The sequence below is a fragment of the Deltaproteobacteria bacterium genome, assembly GCA_016219225.1.
Classification (GTDB): Bacteria; Desulfobacterota; RBG-13-43-22; order RBG-13-43-22; family RBG-13-43-22; genus RBG-13-43-22.
The window spans coordinates 1-21,875 of record JACRBX010000146.1; the positions used below are offsets into that span (position 1 = coordinate 1).

24 protein-coding genes, 2 tRNA genes and 1 pseudogene are annotated in these 21,875 nt (G+C 50.9%); 7 read left to right on the forward strand and 20 right to left on the reverse strand.

Annotated features, from left to right (window positions below; all coding sequences use genetic code 11):
* The 19 genes from HY879_12380 to HY879_12470 form a co-directional block, all read right to left on the reverse strand.
* Window positions 1–1,427 (reverse strand): leucine--tRNA ligase (locus HY879_12380; GenBank protein MBI5604143.1); only part of this gene is annotated, 1,427 nt, incomplete at its 3' end.
* Between the two features lie 18 nt (window positions 1,428–1,445).
* The gene (nusB, locus tag HY879_12385) at window positions 1,446–1,952 is read right to left on the reverse strand and encodes a transcription antitermination factor NusB (protein MBI5604144.1); all 507 of its coding nucleotides are present in this window, start codon (window positions 1,950–1,952) and stop codon (window positions 1,446–1,448) included.
* A gap of 4 nt (window positions 1,953–1,956) precedes the next feature.
* Window positions 1,957–2,427: a 6,7-dimethyl-8-ribityllumazine synthase gene (locus HY879_12390; protein ID MBI5604145.1), complete on the reverse strand. Its 471-nt coding sequence runs from the start codon at window positions 2,425–2,427 to the stop codon at window positions 1,957–1,959.
* A 139-nt stretch (window positions 2,428–2,566) separates the two neighbouring features.
* Window positions 2,567–3,796, reverse strand: a complete 1,230-nt coding sequence (locus tag HY879_12395) for a bifunctional 3,4-dihydroxy-2-butanone-4-phosphate synthase/GTP cyclohydrolase II (protein ID MBI5604146.1) — start codon at window positions 3,794–3,796, stop codon at window positions 2,567–2,569.
* An 87-nt stretch (window positions 3,797–3,883) separates the two neighbouring features.
* On the reverse strand, window positions 3,884–4,540 hold the full coding sequence (locus tag HY879_12400) for a riboflavin synthase (GenBank protein ID MBI5604147.1): 657 nt from the start codon (window positions 4,538–4,540) through the stop codon (window positions 3,884–3,886).
* A 207-nt stretch (window positions 4,541–4,747) separates the two neighbouring features.
* Window positions 4,748–5,821: a bifunctional diaminohydroxyphosphoribosylaminopyrimidine deaminase/5-amino-6-(5-phosphoribosylamino)uracil reductase RibD gene (ribD, locus tag HY879_12405; protein MBI5604148.1), complete on the reverse strand. Its 1,074-nt coding sequence runs from the start codon at window positions 5,819–5,821 to the stop codon at window positions 4,748–4,750.
* A 142-nt stretch (window positions 5,822–5,963) separates the two neighbouring features.
* Entirely contained in the window at window positions 5,964–6,449 is a 486-nt protein-coding gene (gene nrdR, locus HY879_12410; protein ID MBI5604149.1) for a transcriptional repressor NrdR, read from the reverse strand.
* Window positions 6,450–6,462: 13 nt separating this feature from the next.
* Window positions 6,463–6,933 (reverse strand): cytidine/deoxycytidylate deaminase family protein, encoded by a 471-nt coding sequence (locus HY879_12415; GenBank protein MBI5604150.1) that lies wholly within the window; start codon window positions 6,931–6,933, stop codon window positions 6,463–6,465.
* A 49-nt stretch (window positions 6,934–6,982) separates the two neighbouring features.
* The gene (locus HY879_12420) at window positions 6,983–8,239 is read right to left on the reverse strand and encodes a serine hydroxymethyltransferase (GenBank protein MBI5604151.1); all 1,257 of its coding nucleotides are present in this window, start codon (window positions 8,237–8,239) and stop codon (window positions 6,983–6,985) included.
* A gap of 8 nt (window positions 8,240–8,247) precedes the next feature.
* Window positions 8,248–8,685 carry a ribose 5-phosphate isomerase B gene (gene rpiB, locus HY879_12425; GenBank protein ID MBI5604152.1) on the reverse strand — a complete coding sequence of 146 codons (438 nt, stop codon included), beginning with the start codon at window positions 8,683–8,685 and terminating at the stop codon, window positions 8,248–8,250.
* A 13-nt stretch (window positions 8,686–8,698) separates the two neighbouring features.
* Complete coding sequence (gene fabF, locus HY879_12430) at window positions 8,699–9,952, reverse strand: beta-ketoacyl-ACP synthase II (protein MBI5604153.1); 1,254 nt, start codon at window positions 9,950–9,952, stop codon at window positions 8,699–8,701.
* 20 nt (window positions 9,953–9,972) lie between these two features.
* On the reverse strand, window positions 9,973–10,206 hold the full coding sequence (gene acpP, locus HY879_12435) for an acyl carrier protein (protein ID MBI5604154.1): 234 nt from the start codon (window positions 10,204–10,206) through the stop codon (window positions 9,973–9,975).
* A gap of 240 nt (window positions 10,207–10,446) precedes the next feature.
* A complete protein-coding gene (fabG, locus tag HY879_12440) occupies window positions 10,447–11,193 on the reverse strand; it encodes a 3-oxoacyl-[acyl-carrier-protein] reductase (GenBank protein ID MBI5604155.1) in 747 nt (248 codons plus the stop codon).
* A 149-nt stretch (window positions 11,194–11,342) separates the two neighbouring features.
* A complete protein-coding gene (locus HY879_12445) occupies window positions 11,343–12,542 on the reverse strand; it encodes an electron transfer flavoprotein subunit alpha (GenBank protein MBI5604156.1) in 1,200 nt (399 codons plus the stop codon).
* Window positions 12,543–12,704: 162 nt separating this feature from the next.
* Complete coding sequence (locus tag HY879_12450; protein ID MBI5604157.1) at window positions 12,705–13,499, reverse strand: electron transfer flavoprotein subunit beta/FixA family protein; 795 nt, start codon at window positions 13,497–13,499, stop codon at window positions 12,705–12,707.
* 96 nt (window positions 13,500–13,595) lie between these two features.
* Complete coding sequence (locus HY879_12455; protein ID MBI5604158.1) at window positions 13,596–14,753, reverse strand: acyl-CoA dehydrogenase family protein; 1,158 nt, start codon at window positions 14,751–14,753, stop codon at window positions 13,596–13,598.
* A 121-nt stretch (window positions 14,754–14,874) separates the two neighbouring features.
* A complete protein-coding gene (gene plsX / locus HY879_12460) occupies window positions 14,875–15,930 on the reverse strand; it encodes a phosphate acyltransferase PlsX (protein ID MBI5604159.1) in 1,056 nt (351 codons plus the stop codon).
* A gap of 47 nt (window positions 15,931–15,977) precedes the next feature.
* Window positions 15,978–16,166 (reverse strand): 50S ribosomal protein L32, encoded by a 189-nt coding sequence (gene rpmF, locus HY879_12465; protein ID MBI5604160.1) that lies wholly within the window; start codon window positions 16,164–16,166, stop codon window positions 15,978–15,980.
* 74 nt (window positions 16,167–16,240) lie between these two features.
* Entirely contained in the window at window positions 16,241–16,777 is a 537-nt protein-coding gene (locus tag HY879_12470; protein MBI5604161.1) for a DUF177 domain-containing protein, read from the reverse strand.
* A gap of 134 nt (window positions 16,778–16,911) precedes the next feature.
* On the opposite strand from HY879_12470, the gene gltX reads away from it, so the two are divergent.
* The 5 genes and pseudogenes from gltX (at window position 16,912) to HY879_12495 (ending at window position 19,879) form a co-directional block, all read left to right on the forward strand.
* Window positions 16,912–18,321: a glutamate--tRNA ligase gene (gltX, locus tag HY879_12475; protein MBI5604162.1), complete on the forward strand. Its 1,410-nt coding sequence runs from the start codon at window positions 16,912–16,914 to the stop codon at window positions 18,319–18,321.
* A 110-nt stretch (window positions 18,322–18,431) separates the two neighbouring features.
* A tRNA-Gln gene (locus tag HY879_12480) sits at window positions 18,432–18,505 on the forward strand.
* A gap of 171 nt (window positions 18,506–18,676) precedes the next feature.
* Window positions 18,677–18,752 (forward strand) — tRNA-Glu (locus tag HY879_12485).
* A gap of 515 nt (window positions 18,753–19,267) precedes the next feature.
* Window positions 19,268–19,498, forward strand: a complete 231-nt coding sequence (locus HY879_12490; GenBank protein MBI5604163.1) for a DUF433 domain-containing protein — start codon at window positions 19,268–19,270, stop codon at window positions 19,496–19,498.
* Window positions 19,495–19,879: pseudogene (locus HY879_12495) on the forward strand (DUF5615 family PIN-like protein). The gene HY879_12490 and the pseudogene HY879_12495 overlap by 4 nt, the downstream one beginning before the upstream one ends.
* A gap of 291 nt (window positions 19,880–20,170) precedes the next feature.
* On the opposite strand, the gene HY879_12500 reads toward HY879_12495, so the two are convergent.
* Window positions 20,171–20,641, reverse strand: coding sequence for a Fic family protein (locus tag HY879_12500; GenBank protein ID MBI5604164.1), 471 nt, complete (start codon window positions 20,639–20,641; stop codon window positions 20,171–20,173).
* Between the two features lie 645 nt (window positions 20,642–21,286).
* Between HY879_12500 and HY879_12505 the strand changes: the two genes are divergently transcribed.
* Both HY879_12505 and HY879_12510 read left to right on the forward strand, forming a co-directional pair.
* Window positions 21,287–21,526, forward strand: a complete 240-nt coding sequence (locus HY879_12505) for a HigA family addiction module antidote protein (protein MBI5604165.1) — start codon at window positions 21,287–21,289, stop codon at window positions 21,524–21,526.
* Window positions 21,527–21,695: 169 nt separating this feature from the next.
* A partial coding sequence (locus HY879_12510; GenBank protein MBI5604166.1) for an AAA family ATPase occupies window positions 21,696–21,875 on the forward strand: 180 nt, incomplete at its 3' end.

Genomic DNA, 21,875 nt, shown 5'->3' on the forward strand with positions numbered 1-21,875 from the left:
AAAGGCAGGGGGGATCCGCCGGCCGGGGTTATCTCGGCATCCAAGGGCAGCAGGACCGGCAAGTCTTTTTCCGGAACCGGGACGATGCCGCATCGGTCACAATAAATCATCGGTATCGGCGCCCCCCAGTATCGCTGTCGGGAAACTCCCCAATCCCGCAAACGGTACTGAATTTTTTCACGACCTTGTCCTCTGGTCTCTAAAAACCTGGTGATGGATTTTTTGGCCTCTTCATGGTCCTGGCCGTCGAACTCCCCGGAGTTGACCAGTTTCCCCGGCCCTTCATAGGCTTTGGTCATGGTCTGAGGGGTCAGGAGAGGACCCCCTTCCGGCTGGACCACCACCCTGAGAGGCAACCCATATTTGGCGGCAAATTCAAAATCCCGTTGATCATGGGTCGGTACGGCCATAACCGCCCCGGTGCCGTATTCCATCAGGACAAAATTGGCCACGAATATCGGCATCTTCTCCCGGGTAAGGGGATTCAGGCAATAAGCCCCGGTAAATACCCCTTCCTTCTCCAGTTCGGCTTCGAAACCAGGCCGGCGGTTCAACCCCCGGACCTTTTCCACAAAGGCCTTAACCGGCTCTTCCTGGGGGGTGTTCCGGCAGAGACTCGGAATCAAGGGGTGTTCCACGGCCAAGCTCATAAAGGTGGCCCCGTAAAGGGTATCCGGGCGGGTGGTAAAGACGGTCAAGGCTCCGGAACCGTCTTCCAGGGGAAAATCAATTTCCGTTCCAAAGCTTTTCCCAATCCAGTTGCGCTGCATGGTCAGGACCTTTTCCGGCCAGCCCGGCAATTTTTCGCACCACTCCAACAGTTCTTCGGCATAGTGGGTGATCCGGAAGAACCATTGTTCCAATTCCTTGCCTTCAACCGGATGATCGCAACGCCAGCATTGTCCATCGCCCACCACCTGCTCATTGGCCAGAACGGTTTGGCAGCGGGGGCACCAGTTGACCAGAGAACGGCGGCGATAGGCCAGGCCCTTCTCCCACATCTTCAAGAAAAAGAGCTGTTCCCATTTATAATACTCCGGGGCACAAGTGGCTAATTCACGATCCCAGTCATAACTGAAGCCCAAACGCTTGAGTTGGGTCTTCATATAATCGATATTGTCATAGGTCCAACGGGCCGGGTGAATTTTGCGGGCTATGGCCGCATTTTCAGCCGGCATGCCGAAGGCATCCCAGCCCATGGGATGCAGCACATTGTAGCCTTTCATCCGTTTATAACGGGCCACCACGTCGCCGATGGTGTAATTACGCACATGGCCCATGTGGATCCTCCCCGAAGGGTAAGGAAACATTTCCAGAAGATAATATTTCTGACGTTCAGGACCCTCGGTCACCCGAAAGGCCTTGTCCTTTTCCCAGCAGGCCTGCCATTTAATCTCGATACTATGGGGGGTATACTTTTCTTTCATAGGTCCATCATTCCCGGCTTACTTTTCTTCCCGCATTTCCTCCGGACTCGTTTTTCCATAGCGGTCCAAAAATATGCTGTCCAAAATGCCGTTGATAAAGGCCCCGGATTCATCGGTGCCGAAATGTTTTCCCAGATCAATGGCCTCATTTATGGCCACCCTGGGAGGAATATCGTCGCAATGGGTCAGCTCAAAAACGGCTATCCTCAAAATATTGCAATCCACCCTGGACATGCGTTCCAGCCGCCAGTTTTCCGAATGTCTTTGAATCAGCAGGTCGATTTCGGTCTTATGTCCCCAAACCCCCTCGACCAGCCGTAAAAAAAAGGGACGGGACCCTTCTTTAACGGGGAAATTTTCCAGGAAAATCTTCAAGGAATGCTCAAGAGAGTTTTGGGGATTCATCTCGATTAAGAAAAGGGCCTGCAGGGCTGCCTCCCGCGATTTTCGTCGACTTCCCGTTGAAGGCGTCTTCGAGACCGCCGGAACATTTAAATCACCCTCCTCTGCTTTGACTGCCGGCATGGGGTCATCCCCGAATCTTCCGGAGCAAATCCACCATCTCGATAGCCGCTATGGCTGAACTCCACCCCTTATTGCCGGCTTTCGAACCGGCCCGTTCAATAGCCTGTTCCAGGTTTTCGGTGGTGATTACCCCGAAGGCCATGGGGATACCGGTTTCCAGGGAGGCATTGGCTATACCCTTGGAAACTTCGGCACTGACATACTCAAAATGGGGGGTCGCCCCGCGGATTACCGCCCCCAGACAGATGATGGCATCATAGTTTTTTTGTAAGGCCAATTGCTTGGCCACCAGGGGGATTTCAAAGGCCCCCGGTACTTTGAATATGGCGACATCTTCTTCTCTGGCCCCGTTCCGATTCAGGGCATCCAGTGCCCCTCCGACCAGGTGTTCGCCGATAAAGTCGTTAAAACGGCTCACCACTATGGCGAATCGCATCCCTTCCGCCTGCAATTTTCCTTCGAATATCCTGGCCATCGGCCGTCCTCCTTTTAGTTCGAAAATACCGTTCGTCGTTCGGCGTTCGGCGAAAACAATTTTCCTGTTTCGTGGTGTCCCCGGGGGGAAGGTTGGTTTTAACAAGTATCCAGCAACCAGCAACCAGTATCTTGTTTTTTTAAGCTTTCCCCGCTTCCACGGCCTTAGGGGCCAAATCGAGCAAGTGGCCCATTTTCTGCCGTTTGGTTTTCAGGTAATTAATGTTCTCCTTTTTAGGAGGAATTTCAATGGAAACCCGCTCGGTGACCTGGATGCCGTATCCCTCCAATCCGATAATTTTCTTAGGATTATTGGTCATCAATCTCATTTTTCGAACCCCCAGGTCGGCCAGGATCTGGGCACCGATACCATAATCCCGGAGGTCGGCCTTAAATCCCAGGGCCTCATTGGCCTCCACGGTATCTTTCCCCTGATCCTGAAGCATATAGGCCCTGAGCTTGTTAACCAATCCTATCCCACGACCTTCCTGATGGATATATAACAACACCCCGCACCCTTCTTTTTCGATTTTTTTCAAGGCCGCCTTGAGTTGTTCTCCACAATCGCAACGGAGAGAACCGAAGACATCGCCGGTCAGGCACTCGGAATGGACCCGGACCAGAATATCTTTTTTAGGGCTTATTTCTCCCTTAACCAAAGCCAGATGCTGGTGTTCATCCACATCGTTTTCAAAAACAATAGCCCTGAAGATGCCGTAAGGGGTGGGCAGAATCGTTTCGGCCTGCCGGTGTACAAACGATTCATTCCGGAAACGATATTCAATCAGATCCTTGATGGTAATGATCTTTAGATCATGGGCCTTGGAGAATTCTTCCAGATCGGACATACGGGCCATGGTTCCATCATCTTTCATGATCTCACAGATGACCCCGTAGGGCTTCAAGCCGGCTAAACGGGACAGATCGACAGAACCTTCGGTTTGCCCGGTTCGAACCAGGACCCCGCCTCCCCGGGCCCGCAAAGGAAAGATATGCCCCGGACTGACCAAGTCCTCCGGTTGGGCCGGGTCGGCTATGGCGGTTAAGATGGTGGTGGCCCGGTCGGCCGCGGAAATCCCGGTGGTTACCCCTTTACGAGCCTCAATGGATATCGTGAAGGCCGTTTTGAAGGAGGAGGTATTATTCCGCACCATCATCGGTAATTGCAGTTGTTCCACCCTTTCCGGAGTCAAGGACAAGCAGATAAGCCCTCTCCCGAATCTGGCCATAAAATTGATGGCCTCAGGGGTGATTTTTTCAGCGGCCATGGTCAGATCGCCTTCATTTTCCCGGTCTTCATCGTCCACCAGGATGACCATTTTGCCGGCCCGGATATCCTCCAGGGCTTCTTCTATTGTTGAAACTGGCATACAAAACTCCTTTTAAAGCTATCAGCCATCAGCGGTTAGTTTTTTTTCTTTTGGTGAATGCTGATGGCTGGAAGCTGACCACTTCTTTTATAAAAACCCATGTTCCCGCAAAAAGCCCTCATCCATCCCCGGTCTCGGTTCGGGTGGGCCTTCTTTCCGGCGGGATAAAAACTGAAAAACATATTTCCCGATCAGATCGGTTTCCAGATTAACCTCCTCCCCGACTTTCTTTCGGTTCAGGGTAGTCTGGTTGGCCGTATGCGGGATAATGGTCAGGTCGAAGGTCCCTTCTCCGGCCCGGTTTACAGTTAAACTGATCCCATCGACCGCAATGGAGCCTTTTTCGATAATAAAAGGACTTAAGGCCTTCGGATAGGATATAGTCAACAAAAAAAAATTTTCCTGCATTTTTTTGTGTTCAATCCGGCCGGTTCCATCGATATGGCCGGTGACCCAGTGTCCGCCCAGGCGGTCGGAAAGTTTCAAGGCCCTTTCCAAATTCACCTGATTCCCGCTCTTAAGCCGGCCCAGATTGGAGCGCCTCAAAGTTTCTTCAGAGACATCGACGGAAAATATCTCTCCTTTCCAGGCCGCAGCCGTCAAACAGACACCGTTTACCGAAATGCTTTCCCCTAACTTTTTTTCTTCCAAAAGGAAATCCGGTTTAATCCATAAGAGGGCTTTATTCCCTTTTTTTTCAATCCTGACAATTTCCCCTTGTCCTTCAACCAATCCGGTGAACATGCAAGACCTGTTACTCGTTCCTCGTTGCGGGTTACTGGGTTAAATACCTGATACTGGTTGCTGGCGGCTCGTCCCTGGATACTGGAAACAGGATAAAAACAAAAAGAGATGCTGGATAACGACAAAGAATGGTATAATTTTCAGGCAGTTTATCCAGTAACGGGCAACCAGTAACGAGCAACTATCCTCTCGCCTGTTTCTATTATCTCACTTTTCCGGATAGGCTTCTACTAAAATATCCCCGGCCAGGGATTTAACCTTCATTTCTTTAAAACGAAGGGCCTCGGTTATCGAGGCCACTCCTTGACCGCCGATCATCCCTTTGGCCTTTTGGCCACCGATAAGCAAAGGGGCGACAAACAGAATCAATTTATCTACCTGCCTTTCGCTCAAAAAAGAACCATAGACCTCGGCCCCGCCTTCTACCAAGAGGCTGATCAGGCCTCTCCGGCCCAGGTCGGTCAGGAGATCTTTAATAGAGATCCGCCCTTCCTGCTCCGGTAAAGAAAGGATGTCCACTCCTTTGGAAAGGAATCCTTTTTTTTTGCCGAAAGGCACCTGGTCCCCTGTAACAATCAGAGTCTTATCAGGGTCGTTCAGGATTTGACTTTTATTGGAAAGTCGCAACCGCGGATCGACGACGATCCGGAGAGGATCCTTGATCTTTCCTTTTGGCAACCTTACGGTCAGCAAAGGATCATCTTTCATCACCGTACCGACACCCACCAGGACCCCGTCGACCTCATTTCGCAATCGATGGACCAGAAGCCGGGAACGTTCATTGCTGATCCATTTTGAATCGCCGGTCCGGGTGGCAATCCGGCCATCGAGGCTTACCGCTGCTTTTATGATGACAAACGGCAGGCCGGTGATGATCCACTTGATAAAAAATTCATTCAAACGCCGGCATTCCTGCTCCAGGACCCCTTGTACTATTTCAACCCCCTGGGAACGAAGCCAGTCGCCTCCCCCCCCTTGAACTTGCGGATTGGGGTCGATCATTCCAAAGACTACTTTTTTAATCCCTCTTTCGAGGATCAACGGGGAGCAGGGCGGGGTCCGGCCGAAATGGTTACAAGGTTCCAGATTGAGATAAAGGGTTCCTCCTCTGGCTCTGTCCCCGGCCTCTTCAAGGGCAATTCGTTCAGCATGAGGGCCGCCGGCTCTTTGATGAAATCCCTGGCCTACGACAACCCCCTTCCGGACTACCACGGCCCCGACCATGGGGTTGGGAGAGGTCCGGCCCGATCCTTTTCGGGCCAAACGCAGGGCCATTTTCATATAATGGATATCGGTTTCAGACGGCACGGTTATTTAGTGCAAAAATACAGTTTCAAGTCTCAAGATGCAAGTTTCAAGAAGGAAAAACTGGAAGTTCAAAGCAACTCCCTTTTTCTTTGAGCCTTGGGCTTTGAGCTATAGGTTATTTTTTTTTGTTTTTGGTTTCCTTTTTGCGGCGACTCTCCAACAGTTCTTTCAATTCCTGGACAAAATCACCCGGATCCTTAAATTGGCGGTAGACCGAGGCAAAACGCACATAAGCTACATCGTCCCACTCATGGAGCTTGGCCATGACCCTTTCCCCGATTTCCGTGGTTGAAATTTCCTTCCGGCCCGAGTCTTGAAAGGACTGCTCCAGGGCATCGATAAATTCCTCGATGGCCTCAACGCTGATCGGTCGTTTCTGACAGGCCCGCTCGATCCCTTCGGAGATCTTTTCCCGCTGAAAAGGCTCCCTCCGTCCATCTTTTTTGATGACTACCGGATGAATTTCCTCCACTTTCTCATAGGTTGTAAACCGCCGTTGACAGGCATTGCATTCCCGCCGTCTACGGATCAAGACTCCTTCCTTACTGAGCCTTGAATCAACCACTTTGTTGTTAAAGGAACTACAATAAGGACATTTCATAAATAGAGTCCCTTCAGGGGTTGGTGTAATGGAGAGCCAGTTGGATCACCGGGACACCGGCAGCTTTCAGTAACTCCTCGGAAAGGAAGTCGGCATAACCTTCCCGATAGTATATTTCCTTTATCCCGGCATTGATCAACATCTTGGAACAGATGGCGCAGGGCAGGTTGGTACAATAAAGGGTCCCCCCCTGGATCGGTACACCATGATAAGCCGCCTGGATAATGACATTCTGCTCGGCATGAATGCCCCGGCATAATTCATGCCTTTCTCCGGAGGGAATTCCTTCCTGTTCCCTTAAGCACCCCACCTCCAGACAATGGGGAATACCGGAGGGTGCCCCATTATATCCGGTGGCCAGGATCCTTTTATCTTTTACAGCCACCGCTCCTACCTGGCGCCGCAGACAAGTCGACCGGCGGGCCACCAGATCGGCGATATCCATAAAATAAATCGGCCATGGAGGCCGGTGGGAACTTTGCATGGATGACCTCTAAACAAAATCCGGCGAAAGGATCGCTTTCGCCCCTTTATTACCCAATCAGAGGAAAGAGGGGAAAACCCCGGCAAAATTCCCGGACCTCTTTTAGAGTGCGCTTAAGGAGATCTTGATTTCCGATCTGATTTAGAACCCGGGCGATAAATTCAGCCACCTGGACCATCTCGGATTCTTTCATACCCCGGGTCGTAATGGCGGGAGTCCCGATGCGGATTCCGCTGGTAATCTGGGGACTCTTGGTCTCAAAGGGAATGCTGTTTTTATTAACCGTGATTCCAGCGAAATCTAAGGCCTTTTCGGCCTCCATCCCCGTCAATCCGCTAAAACTGACATCCATCAGGATCATATGATTATCGGTTCCATTGGAAACCAGCTTGAATCCTTTTTCCATCAACTCACCGGCCAGTTTGCTGGCGTTGGCCTTTATCTGCTCCTGATAAGCATTAAAGGCCGGACTCAAGGCCTCTTTAAAGGCTACGGCCTTGGCCGCGATAGTATGCATCATGGGCCCGCCCTGGATTCCGGGAAAAATCTGATTGTTCAGCATCTTACTGTATTCGGCTTTGCCCAGGATCAAACCGCCTCGAGGTCCTCTTAAGGTTTTATGGGTAGTGGAGGTAATAAAATCGGCATGGGGAACCGGTGACGGATGTAGATTTGCGGCTATCAATCCGGCAATGTGGGCCATATCTACCATCAGATAGGCCCCGACTTCTTTGGCGATTCTTGAAAAGGCCTCAAAATCAATGATTCTGGTATAAGCACTGGCGCCGGCGATAATTAGTCGGGGTCGGTACAGCCGGGCCAGGTCAGCCACCTGCTGGTAGTTGATCCGCTGGGTTTCCCGATCCACTCCATAGGAATAAATCTTATAGAATCTTCCGGAAAAACTGGCCGGACTGCCATGGGTCAGATGACCGCCATGGACCAGATCCATACTGAGAATCCCCTGCCCGGGTTGAAGGGCCGCAAACAAAACAGCCATATTCGCCTGAGACCCGGAGTGGGGCTGAACATTGACAAAATCGGCTTTAAAGATCCGGCGGGCCCGTTCTATGGCCAGGGTTTCTACCTGATCGGCGTATTGACATCCGCCATAATATCGTTTTTCCGGATATCCCTCGGCGTATTTGTTGGTCAAGACGCTGGCCTGGGCTTCCAAAACTGCCCGGCTGACAAAATTCTCCGAGGCAATGAGTTCCAACTTTTCAGTTTGCCGTTTGAGTTCCCCTTGCAGTGCCCGGGCAACTTCTGGATCTACAGCCCGAAGAGAGGCCTCGCCTTTTCCGATTCCCTTGATCACGAGCAGCCCCCCTCCAGTTTTTTAATCCTTCTCAAATGCCTTCCTTTTTCAAAAGGGGTTTCCAGGAAGGTCTGCAAAATAGCCTGGGCCAAACCCGGTCCCACTACCCGACTGCCCATAGTCAGAATATTGGCATTGTTATGGGCCCTGGCCATCCGGGCCGTAAAAAGATCATTGCAAAGAGCGGCCCGCACCCCGGCCACCCGGTTAGCCGCTATGGACATACCGATCCCTGTTCCGCAGATCAAGAGGCCTAAAGCCGCCCGGCCGGAAGAAACGGCCTGGGCCACCTTAAAGGCAAAATCCGGATAATCCACCGATTCATTATCAAAGGTCCCGGCATCTTCCCATCGTAAACCTTTGGCCGAAAGAACCTTCAGGAGTTCTTCTTTTAACTCGAATCCGGCATGATCGACGCCGATCATCAGATCTATCTTTTTCCTTGAGTTAGGCATATTTTTTAAAGACCAAAACAGCGTTGGTCCCTCCAAAGCCGAAAGAATTCGTCATGGCCGTATGGACCACGGCCTTTCGTGATTGATTGGGCACATAATCCAGGTCGCAGTGGGGATCCGGCGTATCTAAATTCATCGTTGGCGGGATAAGGCCTTCCTGGATGGTCAGGACCGAAAAAACCGATTCCACTCCTCCGGCACCACCCAGCAAATGTCCGGTCATGGACTTGGTGGAACTGACGGCTAATTTATAGCTGTGCTCTTTAAAGACGGTCTTAATGGCCAAGGTCTCGGCTGCATCGTTTAAATCCGTCGAGGTCCCATGGGCATTGATATAGTCAATCTCCCCGGGTTTCAACCCGGCATCATCCAGGGCCATCTGCATGCAGCGGATGGCCCCATCCCCGTCCGGCGCCGGGGCCGTCATGTGATAGGCATCCCCGGTCAATCCATAGCCGACGATTTCACCCAGGATCTTTGCGCCCCGTTCCAGAGCAAACTCCAAATCCTCCAGGATCATGATACCGCTTCCTTCGGCTATGACAAATCCATCCCGGTCCTTGTCAAAGGGGCGGGAGGCCTTTTCCGGCTCCTCATTACGGGTGGAAAGGGCCCGCATGGCATTAAATCCACCCACGGCCAAAGGGGTGACTACGGCTTCAACCCCGCCGCAGATCATGGCCTTGGCCGCCCCTCTTTGAATCAGTTTAAAGGAATCGCCTATGGCATGGTTGCCGGCCGCACAGGCCGTTTCGACCGATAGATTAGGGCCCTTGGCCCCATATTCAATGGCGATCTGGCCCGGGGCCATATTGGCGATCAACATGGGAATAAAAAAAGGGCTGATCCGATCCGGACCGCGGGAAAGTAAAACAGTATGCGTATCTTCGATAGTCCGGAGCCCTCCCAGGCCACAGCCGGTCACTACTCCGACCCAAGGGGCCAGGTCCGGAGTAATTTTCAGGCCCGATTGTTCCATGGCCATCCGGGCCGCACCCAGGGCGTAATGAACAAAGACATCCAGCCGCTTGATCAATTTCTGGGGCATAAACTCTTCGGCCTTAAAGCCCTTGACTTCCCCGGCGATGCGGGTACGGAATTTGCCGGAATCGAAGCGGGTGATCGGGCCGATCCCCGATTTGCCCTGGCAAAGATTTTCCCAGGTTTCCTTAACCCCGACTCCGAGGGGGGTGACCAGACCCAGGCCAGTAATAACGACTCTTTTTTTCAAAACCTCACCTCCCATTGAGAAGGAATCAACCCTTGTTATTGGGTGTGGGCTTTAACATAATCAATAGCATCCTGGACGGTTTTGATCTTTTCGGCATCCTCATCGGCTATAGAAATATTAAAGGCCTCCTCCATGGCCATAATCATCTCCACCAGGTCCAAGGAATCCGCTCCGAGGTCATCCACAAAAGATGCCTGAGCAACCACATCCTCCGAAGCCACACTCAACTGCTCGCAAATAATGGCCTTTACTCTTTCTTCAATACTCATGGGTTATTACCCTCCTTTCCTAATTTCCTCTTCCTTAGAAAAAATCTGCTGTCAGCTTGGGCTGTCAGCCTTTTGGTCTTCATGGTTATCTTTCGTCCCTGTCCGTTGCCTCCAGGCAACCATAAATAAACTGCAAAAAGCAATCTGTCCAGTTAAAAAAGAACCCGGAATCCAGGAGCCAATAGTCAGAATAAAATCCTTTCCTTCTGGATCCTGAATTCTGACTCCTGAATTCGAGTCTTACATATACATCCCGCCGTTGATATGGATTACCTGGCCGGTAATATAATCCGAGGCCCGGGAAACCAAAAAGACCACCAGTTCGGCCACCTCTTCGGGTTGTCCGCTCCGTCCCATGGGGATGGTCTTCAAAAAATCCTGGCGCACCTGTTCCGAAAGGACGGCGGTCATTTCCGTATCGATAAATCCCGGGGCGATGGCATTGACCTGGATGCCCCGGGCGGCCACTTCTTTGGCCACCGATTTGGTAAAGCCCATGACCCCGGCCTTGGAAGCGGCATAATTGGCCTGGCCGGCATTGCCGGTTGCGCCGACTACTGAAGCGACATTGACAATTTTCCCCGATTTATTTTTGATCATGGAACGGATTACCGCCTGGGTACAATTAAAAACCCCCTTCAGGTTGATGGTTATCACCCGGTCCCAATCTTCTTCTTTCATCCGCATCAGCAGGGTATCCCGGGTAATCCCGGCGTTATTGATCAAAACGTCTATGCGGCCCCATTCCTTAAGCAAGCCATCGGTTTGCGATTGCACTTCCTGGAAGTCGGCCACATTGAAATAACAGATCTTTACCCTGGCCCCTTTGGCCTCCACCTCTCTCAGGGTCTGTTCGGCCATGGCCGGATCGGGATCATAATGGTTCAAAAGCAACACCACACCCGGTCCAGCCAAATGCAGGGCAATAGCCCGACCGATGCCCCGTGAGGCCCCGGTGATTAAGATAACGCGTTGGTCTTCATTCATGATGGCTTCCTTTTTTTAAAGATGCTGGATACCGGATCGAATCAAACTCTCCACCGACTGGATTCCCGTTTTCATGGGAATGACGATAATTAGGTTTCGATTACTTTTAACGAATCCATCAAGTATCCAGTATCCCAGTAACGGCATTCTCAGTTATTGCACATTCTCTCTTTCAACTGCCTGATTATTTCCGGAACGACCTCGAAAAGATCGCCCACAATACCATAAGAGGCCACATCAAAGATGGGGGCATGGGGATCGGTATTGATGGCCACAATGGTGTCCGAGGACTGCATCCCGACCAGATGTTGGACCGCCCCGGAAATCCCGATGGCGATATACAGTTTCGGAGCCACGGTCTTCCCGGTCTGCCCCACCTGGTGGGCATAGGAAATCCAACCGGAATCTACAGCCCCCCGGGAAGCTCCAACCGCAGCATTGAGCAATTCGGCCAACTCCCTGATCAGGGAAAAATGCTTCTCTTCCTGCAGGCCCCTCCCTCCGGAGACAATCACATCGGCTTCAGCCAATCGAACTTTCTCAGAAATTTCTTCCACAATCTCCAACAATTTCGTTTTACAATGGATCTGAGACCAATCCAAATCCACCGGGATAATCTCTCCGGAACGTCCGGGTTGCGCATGGCCTTTCTTCATGACCTTGGATCTTACCGTGGCCATCTGGGGCCTCTTCTGAGGACAGATAATCGTGGCCATAATGTTCCCGCCGAAAGCCGGACGGGTTTGAAGCAGGAGCCGTTTTTCGGGATCGATGGATAATTCCGTACAATCGGCCGTCAGGCCGGTCCCGATCTGGGTGGCCACCTTGGGGATAAAAGAGCGGCCGATGGAAGTGGCGCCGGCCAGGAGGATTTCCGGCCGGCAGGTCCGGATGATCCGGGTCAGGACCTCTCCGTAGAGTTCATCGGTAAACCCTTCTAAAGAACGATGATCGGCCACATACACCTGATCCGCTCCGGATTCAATCAGACTCCGGGCCGGGGCGGAAAGATCCTTCCCGATCAGGGCCGCTGAAAGGGACACCTTCAGGATATCGGCCAGTTCCCGCCCCTTGTGCAGCAATTCATAGGCCACTTCAGCCACTTTCCCAAGCCGCTGTTCGGCATAGATCATAACCCCGCTGTATTCACCCGAACTTTGGCCTTCTTCCAGGGAAGGAACGAAAATGGCCCCTTCCGGGCACTCCTCGGCACAGGCCCCGCACAAAGTACACTGGTCGTTGGCATAGGCCTTTCCCTCCCTCATTTCCAGGGCACCAAAAGGGCAGGCCGAGACGCAAATTTCACAGCCGATACATTTTTCTAAATCAATCCGGGTTTGTAGGCTCATCGTTTCTATGAATTGCTCTGAGAATTTTTTTTCTGATATGCAGATAGTTATTCTTTATATTCGAAATCTTGTCAATCTGCGTCGATCTGCGTCCAAAAAGAAAATTCCTATACCATCAAGTAAACTGAAATGAAGGGTTTATCCAGCATCCAGCATCACCCGTTAATTTCCCACAATCAATTTGGCCTGGCTCAACTTTTCCAACAATACCCCGGTCTGCTCCCTGGCCGTCCCCTGGATCCACTCCCTTTCTTTGAGTCTGGGCGGAGGGAAAACCCGAACCACCTGGGTAGCTGATCCCTGCAAGCCCACCCTTTCCGGATCCGCCTCTAAATCTTTTACACCATAAACCGCGATCTTCTGGGTTTTGGCCCGCATTTTTCCTTTTAAAGAAGGTACCCGGGGTTCGTTAATTTCCTTGACCACAGTAAGCAGGGCCGGTAAGGGCAGCTCCAGCCGGTCATAGCCATCGTCCATCAACCGCTGGACAATCATCCGCCCGTCCTGGATCTCTTCGATCTTCCGCACCCAGGTCACATAGGGCAGGGACAGCCGTTCGGCAATGCCCGGTCCTACCTGGGCCGTATCGCCGTCCACGGCCTGCTTTCCGCAAAGGATCACATCAAAGGGACCGATCTTTTCAATTCCTTTGGCCAGGGTATAGGAAGTAGCCCAGGTATCGGCCCCGGCAAAGGCCCGGTCGGAAAGCAAAACCGCCTCGTCGGCCCCGTAAGAGATAGCTTCCCGTAAAGAGGATTCGGCCTGGGGGGGGCCCATGGAACAGACCGTAACCTTCCCGCCGAACTGGTCCTTCAGGCGCAGCCCTGCTTCCAGGGCATACATATCATAAGGATTGATGATGCTTTCCACCCCTTCTCGAATCAAGGTGTGGGTCTTTTCATCCAGCCGGACCTGTCTGGTATCCGGAACCTGTTTTATACAAACGATGATATGCATAATTCGATTGCGGATTGCGGATTGCGGATTGCGGAGTTTTGGTACTTCCTTAATTATGCATGCCTCACTCCGAATTCCGAAATCCGAATTCCGAAATTATTTTTTCCGGCCCCCTTCTTTATTGAGTTCCTGGCCGATGATATTCCTTTGGACCTGATTGGTGCCCTCAAAGATCTGGAGGATCTTGGCATCGCGCATCATTTTTTCAACCGGGTAATCCCTCATATATCCGGTACCCCCAAAGACCTGAACGGCATCGGTAGTCACCTTCATAGCCACATCACTGGCAAAGACCTTGGCCATGGCCGAGGCCTTGGAGACATCCTTGGCCCCGCTGTCCACAAATCGGGCCGTGGAATAGACCAGGGCCCGGGCCGCTTCGGTAAAGGTGGCCATATCGGCCAGCATGTGTTGGACGGCCTGAAAGGCGATAATCGGTTTTCCGAACTGCATCCGGGTTCTGGCGAACCGAACGGCCTCTTCCAATGCCCCCTGGGCCAAACCTACTCCCTGGGCACCCACTCCCGGACGGGACATATCAAAGGTCTTCATAGCCACAACAAATCCCATCCCTTCCCGGGCAATGATTCGATCTTTGGGAATACGGCACTGGTTAAAAATAAGCTCTCCTGTGGTCGAGGCCCGGATCCCCATCTTACTTTCCTTTTTTCCGAAACCGAAACCCGGATCCCCTTTTTCCACAATAAAGGCGCTGGCCCCACGGGGTCCTTTACTGCGATCGGTGATGACGATTACTGAATAAATGTCCGCTTCACCGGCATTGGTAATCCACTGCTTAGTCCCATTGAGGATATATTCGTCACCTTTCAATTCGGCCGTAGTCATGATCCCGCCGGCATCGCTGCCGGCAGTAGATTCGGTCAGGGCAAAGGCCGCCAGCTTCTGTCCGCTGGCGATCTCCGGGAGATATTTTTTTTTCTGTTCTTCACTCCCATAAAGAAGAATCGGATAGGCCCCCAACCCACTGGCCGCGAAACTGGTGCAAACCCCCAAACATCCCCGGCTTAATTCTTCCACCGCCAGGCAGTTTTCAAAAGAGCCTCCTCCAAACCCGCCATACTCCTGGGGGATACAGACTCCAAAGAGGTCGGATTGAGCGATCACCTTTAACAAATCCCGGGGAAAAACCTCTTTTTCATCCAATTCGGCCCGGACCGGCTTGATTTTCTCCTCGGCAATCTTTCGAGCTATCTCCTTGATCATCTGCTGTTCTTCGGTAAGAAAATAATCCATATCCAACCCTTTCCCTATTTAGATTCTAACATGGCAATTCTGATTCAATCTCAAATAGCTTTGATTAGCTTTTTGTTTTTACTTTGAGCTTTCAGCCTTGAGCTTTAAGCTTAAAAAGGGGTTACGTCCCGATTTTCCTCTTAAGGGTATCCCAAAACTTATGGGGTTTTAATTTACGATAATAGGATTCGTAAAGCTGCAGACCTTCCAGGACATGTTCATTGATCCGGTTTTGAACGGTCTGCGCTGCCACCCGGATAGCGTTCATGATAGCCCGCGGGTTGGAGGCCCCGTGGCTGATCACCACCACGCCATTAACACCCAAAAGAGGAACCCCGCCGATTTCGGCATAGTCCAGCTTTTTTGAAAATCGCTCGAAGGCCGGTTTCAGCAAGAGAAATCCCATTTTGGAACCCAGACCTGACCGGATTTCCTCTTTTAACATAGTTCCCATGGTTTCGACCAGCCCTTCGCTCAACTTGAGGCAGATATTGCCGACAAATCCATCACAGACCACAACATCCACCTTACCGCTAAAAATATCTCGGCCTTCCACATTGCCGATGAAATTCAAAGGGGTTTTTTTTAAAATTTCCGCAGTTTGGCGAACCAGTTCATTTCCTTTGGATTCTTCTTCTCCAATGCTTAAGATACCCACTCTTGGATTCGGACGTTTCAGAATATATTTGACCAGAGGAACCGCCATAATGGCAAATTGAACCAGTTGATTGGCGTTACAATCCACATTGGCCCCCACATCGATCAATAAAGTCGGTGTGTTATGGGAAGGAAGAATTGCGCCTAAGGCCGGCCGTTCCACTCCGGGCAGCTTTCCCAGTATGACCACTCCCAGGGCCATGGTCGCCCCTGAATTCCCGGCGCTTACCACACCCTGAGCCTGTCCGTTTTTAACCAGGTCCAAGGCCACCCGAATGGAAGCATCTTTTTTTCTTCGAATGACATCGATAGGGGATTCGCCCATCCCGGCCACTTCTGTGCAATGATGGATGGTAATCAGATCCGGATTATAGGTCAATCCGGCCAGTTCCCTGGCAATAAGATCCTGGTTTCCCACCAAGGTCAAGGGTATCCTCAATTCCTTGGTGGCCAGGACCGCCCCTTTAACTACCACAGCAGGGGCTTGGTCTCCACCCATAGCATCAACGGCTATCTTAATGGGTTCCAAATCGTCCTATCCGCTACTCAGTTCTGTAAAATAGGCTGTTAGGATTTTTCTTCCTCAAGGATCGTGACCTGGCGACCCCGATAGGTCCCGCAGGAAGGACAAGCGAAATGGGGTAGCTTAGGTTCATGACATTGAGGACACCGAGACAACGAAGGAGCTGTCAGGGCATCGTGAGCCCTTCGTTTTCCCTTACGGGCACGGGAATGTCTTCTCTTAGGTAAAGCCATTGTATTTTCCTCCAATTAAAACCGATGGATCCCAACATATCGTCTATCTTAATGGGCTGTTCCATTCGGACATTTCATATTTTCAAGTTTTTCAAGGCCGAAAAAGGGCTGTCCCCCTCTTTGGATTTGCAATTGCAGGGATTGATATTTTTGTTCTCCCCGCAAATCGGGCAGAGACCAAGGCAAGTTTCCCGGCACAGAGGCTGTATGGGAATGGTCAAGATCACCTCTTCCAAAATCCTTTCCTGCAGGTCCAAAACCCCCTCTTTGATCAGGCCGGTTTCAAGATCTTCTATTTGAGAGGTCCCCTCTTTTTCCGATGGTTTTAAAGGGGCCGAAAGCAAACGCCATTCCGCCCCTACCGGTTCATCCAAGGCTCTCAGGAAAAGTTCCAGACACCGGCTGCATTCAAACCGAATTTTTCCCCTGATCGTTCCTCGAAACAAAATGCCCTGTCCGGTCCTGGTTAATGCCCCCTGGCATTCCAAAGGTCCGGAGGGGACAAAACCGAGAGGTCTTTCTTCGGATATTTCCTTTAACCAGGCCGGTTCTAAAAGGAAATCAACCAAAAGCCCCTCAGCCGGAATGCTATCTACTTTAATCTGTTTCATTTTTCCAAACAATAATGGTAAGGGTTCCTTACCATTGACAAAATAAACTGTTAACTATAGTAAAAATATTATTTTTGTCAAGTAAATTCGCCTGGGTGTTGCCTTTGGAGAAAAAGTATGATAGATAACCGGTCATGGTTAAAATACGAACACGCTTTCCACCCAGTCCAACCGGGTATCTTCATATCGGCGGGGCCAGAACCGCCCTTTTTAATTGGCTTTTTGCCCGGCAGCAGGGCGGGGTTTTTATCCTCCGGATTGAAGACACGGATCAGGCCCGCTCTACCGATGAAGCCACCCGGGCCATTCTGGAAGGTCTGGAATGGTTGGGCCTTAATTGGGATGAAGGACCTTATTTCCAGTCTAACCGGACTGAGATCTATCGTCAATTTATTTCGGAACTCCTGGCCCAAGGCAAGGCCTATTATTGTGACTGCTCCAAGGAACTATTGGAAAAGAAAAGGGAAAACGCCAGGGCCGAAGGCCGGAAACCCAAATATGACGGGACTTGCCGGGAAAAGGGTTTAGGCCCTGGGCCCCAAACCGTCGTCCGCCTGAAGAACCCAAGGACCGGAACCACCTCTTTTAATGACCTGATACGGGGTCCCATAGTCTTTCCCAATGAAGAATTGGACGATCTCATTCTGGCCCGGGGCGACGGCACACCCACTTACCATCTGGCGGTGGTTGTTGACGATATCACCATGGAGATCACCCACATCATCCGGGGAGACGATCATATCAACAACACCCCCCGGCAGATCCAGATCTATCAGGCCCTGGGCCGGCCCCTGCCCTTCTTTGCCCATGTCCCCATGATCCTGGGGCCGGACAAGACCCGTCTCAGTAAACGCCACGGGGCCACCTCGGTACTGGCCTATAAAGACATGGGTTATTTACCCCAGGCATTAATCAACTATCTGGTTCGATTGGGATGGGCCCACGGCGATGAAGAAATCTTCAGCCGGGAAGAGATGATCGCCAAATTTTCCATCGACCAGGTGGGAAAATCGGCCGGTGTCTTCAACCAGGAAAAACTTCTTTGGCTCAACAGCCATTATATCAAAGAATCTAATGACCGGGAGTTGGCAACCTTGCTGGCCCCTTTTATCGAAAAAAGAGGATTCCCGGGGCCGGATTTGGACTATTTGGCCCGATGCGCCGGCACTTTAAAAAAGCGGTCTAAAACCCTGGTCGAGATGGCCGAAGCAACGGATTTTTATCTTCAGGAGGAGATGACCTATCAGCCCGAAGCGGTTAAAAAATTCTTTTCTTCAGAAGGCCTTCCCCTGTTGGAGGCATTAACCGGCCGTTTGTCGGCCCTTTCTGAATGGACCTCGGCCGCCCTGGAAGCCACCTTTAGCCAGGTAATCGCTGAAACCGGGGTCACCATGAAACAAATGGCCCCGCCCATCCGTCTGGCCCTGACCGGCAAGACAGCCAGTCCGGGACTTTTCGAGGTCATGGAGGCCATGGGCCCGGAAAGGACCATGAAACGTTTAAACCAGGCCGTGAATTTTATAAAAGGGTTACAAACTTCTTGATTTTTTTTAAACCATATTTTATCGTATTAAAGTTTTCGTCGATGTCCGCAAAACATGAAATTCAGACATCGACGAACGCCGAACGCTTCACGCCGAACGTTTTTTCCGACTGGGGGATCGTCTAACGGCAAGACTGTAGACTCTGGATCTACCTATCGGGGTTCGAATCCCTGTCCCCCAGCCAATTTTTACAACCAGTTGGAGCAGGTTTGTAACGGAACAAGGTTCCGTAGCGTCATCGGAGCCTGGGTAAAAAATAGATAACTCCTGTTACGCCTGTCTGATTTTAAAGCAATCTTTTCAGAAGATTTTTTTCTGGATACTGATTCCTGAATTCTGAATTCTTTCTTTTTATGGTCCCATCGTCTAGTGGCCTAGGACACCGGCCTCTCACGCCGGTAACACGGGTTCGAACCCCGTTGGGACCACCAAAAAATTCAGTATCCTATTTTGCCATCTTTCAAACCCGCATCCGGCAACCCTACCTTGATACTCGCTACCCGTTCGTTGCTGCTCGCATATTTGTGCACAGTCCCGAAGCCCTGGAGGAGGCCATGTTCAAGAATTGGGAAAAATGAAGAAGGTCTTGCAGACCAAACAATTTTCCCGAGATGATTGTTAGACAAGGATTCGGTGGATTGAAGGGATGATTATGCGCTGCAGGTTTGGACCCCCACCAAAATAGGTTCATGCTCTCCGGAAGCCATCGATCTTTATTATCGACGATAGCGAAGATCTCGTCGCAATACTTATCGAAATATTTCCAGGTCATTTGCTTTTTATTCCCCCAGGTAACTCCAACTGGACCCACTTTATTAAAACCTGAGACATAGACATAATGCCCCCCTACAATTTGCCCAAAAATTCCACATGGATTAATCGAGAAGTCTATGATATATTACAGCATAAAATTATTATCTGGTGGATTATTCACTGGAGGTCCAGCATGGAATTTAAACGCGTTACGGTCAATCCGCATCAAATGGGAGGGATACCCTGCCTGCGGGGACTTCGAATCCCAGTTGCCACCATTGTCGGAATGTTGGCCGACGGTATGAAGGAAGATGAAATACTGGAAGCCTACCCTGACCTTGAACCGGGCGATATCCAGGAGGCCTTGCGGTATGCTGCTGAAGCGGTTCGGGAAAGGGAACTGCCATTATTAAAGGCCTCATGAAGTTTTTAATCGATAACGCCCTGTCCCCGGTGGTGGCTAAGGCCCTCATTCGGCTGGGACATGATGCCGTCCATGTCCGGGACTTGGGAATGCAGCCAGGCGGCATCGGATGAAGAAATTTTCTCTTTAGCCTCAGTTGAAGATCGTATCCTTGTTTCGGCTGATACGGATTTCCCTACACTATTAGCCCTCGGTCAGGAAAGTAAGCCCTCTGTTATTCTATTTCGACGTGGATCAGAACGACGGCCTGAAAACCAGGTGACCCTCCTCCAAAACAATCTCGTGGCTATCGAGGAAGCCTTGAATCAGGGAAGCGTTGTAGTCTTCGAACAAGCCCGTCTTCGCGTCCGTGCCCTGCCGATTGCCGCGAAACGCAGATAAGAATATTTTGGAATAGATGGTTTAGATGGCTAGATGGGGATCTATATGCTATATGGGTATATGCTATATGGGTATATGGGGGTCGTACCAGACGAACTGATTGAATTTTTAGTCGATTATATCAAAACGGATAGAGAAAAAGGGCCTTAAACGAACCTTTTTACCCCTGAAAAGGTGCCTCTAAGCAGAATACCGATGCCACGAGCCAAACGATTTGGCGCTACTACCCACCCCTGCTGAGATCAGGATTGGGATTCGCCGGGAACAGGGCCGAGTCCGGATGGAGGGCCCTCACCTCGTCCATGGGTCCGCTAAGGCATAACTGGCGTTTCGCTCCAGGCGAACTTGCGCCGACAGGCTATAAAAACGCTGCCGGCTATTTTCCGAACGCGCCAGCGCCATATCGGCAATCGCCCGGGCAATCCGGCCGTTGCCGTCCTCAAAAGGATGAATCGTCACAAACCAGAGATGCGCCAGACCTGCCGTCAGTACCGGATCTATAGATTGGGAACCATTAAACCATTTCAGGAAAGCGCGCATTTCCCTGGGAACACGCTTAGCCTCAGGGGCCTGATAATGCACCTTCTCCCTGCCGATTGGGCCGGAAACCACTTGCATGGGGTCGGATTTAGCGTCACGCAAGCCGCCGACCACGATTTTCGTCATACCACAGCGCCCGGTTGGGAACAGAGCGGAGTGCCAGGCAAATAGACGTTCTTCAGTCAACGGATCGGCGTAATGCCCGGTGGCATCGAGCATCATTTCAACAACTCCCTCGACGTACCTGTCAACGGGTAAAAGTCCGCCGATATCAAGTCCCAGTCTACGTGCGATAGAAGAGCGCACCTGGTTCCCTGACCCATGAGATGTCCCCCCAGAAAGCTGGACTTAACTCCCCTTCACAGACATCCATTTCCCCGAGAACCTCTAAACGAACTTTCCGTGGTTTGCTTTATCATTTACCCATTTCCCCCTCCTGTAACTATTTTCTGAATCAAGTGGAGAACGTTTCTTTTTACAACCTCTCCTTTCTTCATAAAAAAGATTTACCCTTCCCAAGAGGGGGATTTTGAAGTATCATATTTAAATTAGGATATTAACGTTCTATTAAATGGCTTCCGAGGTAATATTTTAGGAAGGAACAAAGAAAGGATTCTGCCGCACAGCGGCTTACTTGAACGCCGGGGCCCAACCCAATCGGCGGGCAAGGACGTCCGCATCTGGCTGATCCCCGACGTTATCATGATGAAGAATCAACCCAGGTCTATTTACGAAAAACTGAAAGGACATTTGCAATAGACCTTGACGAGGATGAAGCGATCGAATTGTACGACATGACCTTAAATGACGCCGCTGAATTCATTAAAAAGCTAGTAAAATAAGTATGATAACAAGCCGTTACACCGAATCTCCGCGGTTTATTCCAAGATCGGGTTTCAATTGAGCACGGAAGATTCCTATAAAGACTTCACGGTCGATCCGTTCCGGGCCATTTCTCCACCGATGGCCATACGCTTATCTCGTTTATTCGGAAATAGCCCGGAGTTTTGGCTGAATGTCCAACGGGCCGTAGATCTTTGGGAAGCAGAAGCCCATTTTCTAATGGAGATTCAACGTATTCGCCCTTTAAAAATAAAGACCGCTTAAAGGTCTACTATTATTCTTCTGGACTGGGGATTCCGACAATGGATACCATGATACTCGCCTCTCTTCTCATGTCAGGAGCAAGGACGATTGTTTCCACCGTCGGCCACCTGGCGGGATACAAATAGAAGGGCGTGGTCATACAAAAGCCTTAAGATGAGGACATATCAAAATGCTTCTTCGATTGAAAGTCAATGGTTTTAAGAACTTAATGAATGTAGACGTCCGTTTCGGTCCTTTTACGTGTGTGGCTGGAGCGAACGGTGTGGGTAAATCAAACCTCTTCGATGCCATTCGTTTTCTTAGCTTGTTAGCTAACAAAACTCTCACCGAAGCCGCCTTATCAGTGCGG